The organism is Prevotella pectinovora (genome assembly GCF_000834015.1).
GTDB lineage: Bacteria > Bacteroidota > Bacteroidia > Bacteroidales > Bacteroidaceae > Prevotella > Prevotella pectinovora.
In genome coordinates this window covers 1-808 of sequence record NZ_JXQI01000015.1, presented here as the reverse complement: position 1 = coordinate 808, position 808 = coordinate 1, and the positions used below count along the sequence as shown (strand labels likewise).

At 40.1% G+C, this 808-nt stretch carries 1 protein-coding gene; it reads right to left on the bottom strand.

Annotated features, from left to right (window positions below; translation table 11 throughout):
- Nucleotides 1-572: 572 nt before the first annotated feature.
- On the bottom strand, nt 573-808 hold a 236-nt coding region (locus ST42_RS14195), incomplete at its 5' end, for a hypothetical protein (RefSeq protein WP_231556862.1).

Here is an 808-nt window from a genome sequence, read left to right as displayed (position 1 = left end):
CCAATGCGTCTGCCGGACTTTCTTCTTTTCTTGCTCATTTCACAATTTGGCTATATAACCTGAATTCGCTGCAAAGATAACCATTTTAGAGAGAAACAAGAAATTTTTCTTGTATAATATCACATTGAACGGCCTAATGACCGATTCGGGTTGAAATTGGGCACGGTGCTTGCCCAACTGGGGCAACGTGCTTGCCCCTGTTGGGCAGATTTGCTGTCAGACATCTGCCCAATAAGTTAATGTTGTAATACCCGTATTCCAGTAATACAAGATTCTGCCAACGCATACGATTCCTGTCGTCTGAATTCCTCACATCTGTCAATTACTTTCATCTGGCAATTACTTTCATCAGCAAACCATCCAGACAATTGCCTGACAATCGAAAGACGGTCATCTATCTGGTTGTCAGAACATTACAACGAAAAACCAGACAATCTGACAGTTTTCTTGAAATTCTTGTTTTTACTTAAAATCAGCGTTATGAACAACTTTTACTCATATCGATTGAATTAATTCCACCAACGGGCTGAGCTTATATCTCAAGCCATAGATGTGGCTTTGCTGTCTCGCCTTTATGATGATGAGAAATATGTGGACAAACTCGTCTCAGTTTTCACAGAACTTGCCAATATGTATAATACCGTCACAGCAAACTGCAATAAAAATGCAAAGGCTCTTAATCGCAATATCCAACTGACGGAAAAGCGATATGCAGCAATGATGGAACTTATGCAAGCAAAGAAATCCAAGACAATAGAGCCCCCATACCGCAAATCATAAAAGCCTTGCCACGATTTATATTCATGAC